We start from the raw sequence: 4087 nt of genomic DNA on the forward strand, positions 1-4087 counted from the left end.
GCGGGCGCGCCCGGCACCTCGCCGGCTGGCACGCCCGGCACCTCGCCGGCTGGCACGCCCGGCACCTCGCCGGCTGGCACGCCCGGCACCTCGCCGGCTGGCACGCCCGGCACCTCGCCGGCTGGCGCGGCCGGTACCTCGCCGGCTGGCACGCCCGGCACCACGCCGGCTAGCCCGCCCGGCACCACGCCGGCTAGCCCGCCCGGTACCACGCCGGCTGCCACGCCCGTTACGTCAACGATGTTCAGCCGCCGACCCGCACCCACACCGGAGCGTGGTCCGATCCGGGCTCACCCCGCCGCTCCGCCGGGTCCGGGCCGACCGACGGCAGGCCGGGCGGGCCCTCGCCCGGCAGACCCGTGCCCGCCGCCGTCGCCCGGCGCACCAGGCGGTGGCTCAGCAGGACGTGGTCGATCAGCTCGCGCCGCCCGGAGTTCACCCGGGACCAGCGCTGCCCGGGCGGGATGAGCGGGGCCACGTCCCACAACCGCGTCGCATCGCCCCGGTCCGGCCGGTCGTGGCCCGGTGTGCCGAGCTCCGAGCCGGGCGGGCCGAGCAGGATCTGTGTGGTGGCCGCCTGCACCTCGTCGTTCAGGTCGCCCAGCACCGCCACGTCCCGCTCCCGCCCGTCACCGGCCAGCAGCTGGTCCGCGAGCGCGCGCAGGGCCGTCGCCTCGGCGGCCCGCCGGTACAGGGCGTAGGCGCCGTAGCGGGCACGTTCGCCCTCGTCGCGGGGCTGGAAACGGCCGTTCGGGTACGACAACAGCTTGGACTTCAAATGGCATACGGCCACCCGCAGCGGCCCGTCCCCGCCCTCGACCTCGACCGCCAGGACGCCCCGCCCCGCCTGCCCCGACGTCAGCCCCGAATCGTCCACCTGCACGGGACGCAGCTCCGCCGGGAACGCCCGCGTGTCGGCCACCACCGTCATCGCGGTACGGCTGAGGAACCCCACCCGTATGCCCCGGCTGTCCGCGTGCTCGGACAGGGCGACATGCCAGTCGTCGTCGAGCATCCCGGCCAGGTCCTTCAGGGCCTCCGGGTCCCCGACCTCCTGCACGCCGAGCAGGGTCGGATCGAGTTCCGTGACCACGGCCGCGAGGGAGGCGAGCTTCGCCTCGTACCCCGCCTCGTCCTGCGGGCCGTACGGGCCGCCGGGCCGGTAGAGATTCTCCAGGTTCCAGGTGCCGAGGAGCATGCCGGGCTCCTTTCAGAAGCCGACAGTCGGGGTGGTGAGGCCAGGGTGCGCGCCCGGCCCGCCCCGCGACAGAGCCGTGACGGGATGTGCGGTTCGGCTCATGCCGCCCTACGACGTCGTCGTACGTTGGCGTGGTGACGCCTTCTGCCGCGGAGAGTCCCGCCGAGCTCATCATCGGCGCATGTACCGTCCTCGTGCACGACGATCAAGAGCGGATCGGGTTCGCGGAGGACGCCGCGATCGTCGTACGGGGCGGGGTCGTCGAGGCGGTCACGACCACCGCGGAGGCCGCGGACCTGCCCGCCGCCGAGCGCTTCGACGCCCCCGGCCAAGTCGCCCTGCCCGGCCTGATCAACTGCCACACGCACGCCCCGATGGTCGCGCTGCGCGGACTCGCCGAGGACCTGCCGACCGAGGAGTGGTTCAACGACGTCGTCTGGCCCGTCGAGTCCAACCTCACCGCCACGGACGTCGAGTTGGGGGCGCGGCTGGCCTGCGCCGAGATGATCCGCGCGGGCGTCACCTGCTTCGCCGACCACTACTTCGCCATGGACGCGGTCGCACGGGTGGTCGCGGAATCCGGCATGCGGGCCCTGCTCGGGGAGACGTTCTTCTCCTCGCAGGGTCCCGAAGGCCGGGAGCGGTCACTGGAGTTCGCCCTGCGTCACCGCGGAACGGCCGACGGCCGGATCACCACTGCGCTCGCGCCCCACGCCCCCTACACGGTCGACGACACCGACCTCACCGCCACCGCCGAGCTCGCCCGCACGCACGGCCTGCCCGTGCACCTGCACGCCGCCGAGAACCGCGACCAGACCGAGACCGGCCTGGCCCGCCACGGCGTCACCCCGATCGAGGTCCTGGAACGCACCGGCATCCTCTCCGCGGACGTACTCCTCGCGCACGGGACCGGCATCATCGACCGTGATCTGCCCGTCCTTCAGCGGGCCGGCGGTCGTACGGCCGTCGCCAGCGCGCCCCGCGGCTACCTCAAGTTCGCCTGGCCCGACACCACACCCGTGCGCGCCCTGCGCGACATCGGCGTCGACGTCGGACTCGCCACCGACGGCGCCGCCTCCAACAACAACCTCGACGTGTGGGAGTCCATGGCCCTCACCTCGCTGGTCCAGAAGTCGGCCGAGGGCGACCCCCGCTGGCTGACCTCCCGCCAGGCGCTCCACCACGCCACCCTGCAGAGCGCCCGGGCCGTGGGGCTCGGGGACCGCGTCGGCAGCATCGCGCCCGGCCGGAAGGCCGACATCGTCCTGGTCGACCTCACCGGACCACACACCCGGCCCGTCCACGACCTCGCCGCCACCCTCGTGCACAGTGCCCGCTCCGCCGACGTGCGCACCACGATCGTCGACGGACGGATCCTCATGCGGGACCGGGAACTGCTGACGATCGACGTGCCGGAGGTGGTGCGGGAACTGGAGGAGCGCCTGCCCGCCCTCGTCGACCGCAGCCACGGCCGGCGCGTGCAGCGCTACGACACCTGACGGCCCCGCGAAACACCCCGCGCGATCCTCCCGGACAGCGATGCGTTCCGCCTCTCCCGCCGGTCACCCTCCCGGACGGACCGCGAACTGCCCAAGGGGCGCGCGTCGGCCTTTGGGGCGCCTGCGGGAAATGAGGACGTGCGGTATCACGACGAGTACGACGACTGATACGGAAAGTGAACACATGCGCCAAGAGGCTGAGAGGTTGGTCACACTTAGCGGTGAACGCGTGTCAAGTACGTCTCAGAACCGTCACTTCGCGAGCCGTTCACCCCATGGTTGGCGTTTAACTCTACGAGTACAGCGCTACATGGAGGTGCAGGGTGAACGGGCGAACGGTGCTCGAGCGCTTTCCCGCCGGTGGGCCGCGTGGTTCCTGGCCTGCGGAGGAGTTCGCGCAGGCGCGGCGCAGCGAGGGCCTGCCTGCCGAGGTCGTCATGGACCTCGCCACGGACATGTTCCTGGTGATCGTGCGCAGCGGGGACGCGGCCGACGCCACGGCCTGACGTGTGGCGTCAGCCCGCCTTCGGCGCCGGCACCTTCCTGACCGGCGCGGGTGACGAGGCGAACTGCTCCGCCTGGAGCGCGTACAGCTCGGCGTAGAGCCCGCCGGTCGCCAGCAGCTCGTCCGGTGTCCCCGACTCCACGAGCCGGCCCTGGTCCAGGACGTGCACCAGATCCGCGTGCCGCACGGACGCCAGCCGGTGCGTGATCAGTACGACCGTCTGGCCGCTGTCGGCCAGGGCGCGGATCCGCTCGAAGACCTCCAGCTCGGCCCGGGCGTCCAGGGCCGCCGTCGGCTCGTCCACGATCAGGATGTGGCCCCTGCGGTAGGCCGCCCGGGCGATGCCCAGCCGCTGCCACTGACCGCCCGACAGCTCGTGCCCGCCGCTGAAGTTGCGGGCGAGCAGCGTGTCCAGTCCGCGCGGCAGGTCCGCGACCACCGTCTCCGCCCCGGCCTCGGCGATCGACGCGGCCAGCCGGTCCTCGCACACGGGCACCGACGTGCGTCCCAGGGCGACGTTCACCCGGGCCGTGAACGGCCACCGCTTGAAGTCCTGCGCCACCATCGCGATCCGTTCGGCCAGCAGGTGCCGGTCCGCGGTCGCCGCGTCCACGCCGTCCCACAGGATCCGCCCCCGCTCCGGCGTGTAGAGCCCGGCGAGCAGCTTGACCAGGGTGGTCTTGCCGGAGCCGTTCTCGCCGACCAGGGCCACGATCCGGCCCAGCGGCAGGGTGAGCGTCACGTCGTCGAGGGCGGGGCGTGCGGACTCGCCCGGGTAGCGGAAGGTGACGTTCTCGAAGCGGATCTCGCGCGGATCCTCCGGCAGCCGCGTGCCGCCCGCCGGGATCGCCCACTGGTCCGCCTCGGTGTACAGCCGGTGCAGAT

Annotated in this window: 4 protein-coding genes; 2 read left to right on the forward strand and 2 right to left on the reverse strand. The window is 73.2% G+C overall.

Annotated features, from left to right (window positions below; genetic code table 11):
• Positions 1 to 244: 244 nt before the first annotated feature.
• Positions 245 to 1198, reverse strand: a complete 954-nt coding sequence (locus ABT116_RS05775; protein WP_351628330.1) for an endonuclease/exonuclease/phosphatase family protein — start codon at positions 1196 to 1198, stop codon at positions 245 to 247.
• 134 nt (positions 1199 to 1332) lie between these two features.
• Here ABT116_RS05775 and ABT116_RS05780 point away from each other — a divergent pair, with 134 nt between their 5' ends.
• A complete protein-coding gene (locus ABT116_RS05780) occupies positions 1333 to 2697 on the forward strand; it encodes an amidohydrolase (protein WP_351628333.1) in 1365 nt (454 codons plus the stop codon).
• 323 nt (positions 2698 to 3020) lie between these two features.
• Complete coding sequence (locus ABT116_RS05790) at positions 3021 to 3203, forward strand: DUF8839 family protein (RefSeq protein ID WP_053671240.1); 183 nt, start codon at positions 3021 to 3023, stop codon at positions 3201 to 3203.
• A gap of 9 nt (positions 3204 to 3212) precedes the next feature.
• On the opposite strand, the gene ABT116_RS05795 is transcribed toward ABT116_RS05790, so the two are convergent.
• On the reverse strand, positions 3213 to 4087 hold an 875-nt coding region (locus ABT116_RS05795), incomplete at its 5' end, for an ABC transporter ATP-binding protein (protein ID WP_351628336.1).

Source organism: Streptomyces sp. NPDC002130 (genome assembly GCF_040296465.1).
Lineage (GTDB): Bacteria > Actinomycetota > Actinomycetes > Streptomycetales > Streptomycetaceae > Streptomyces.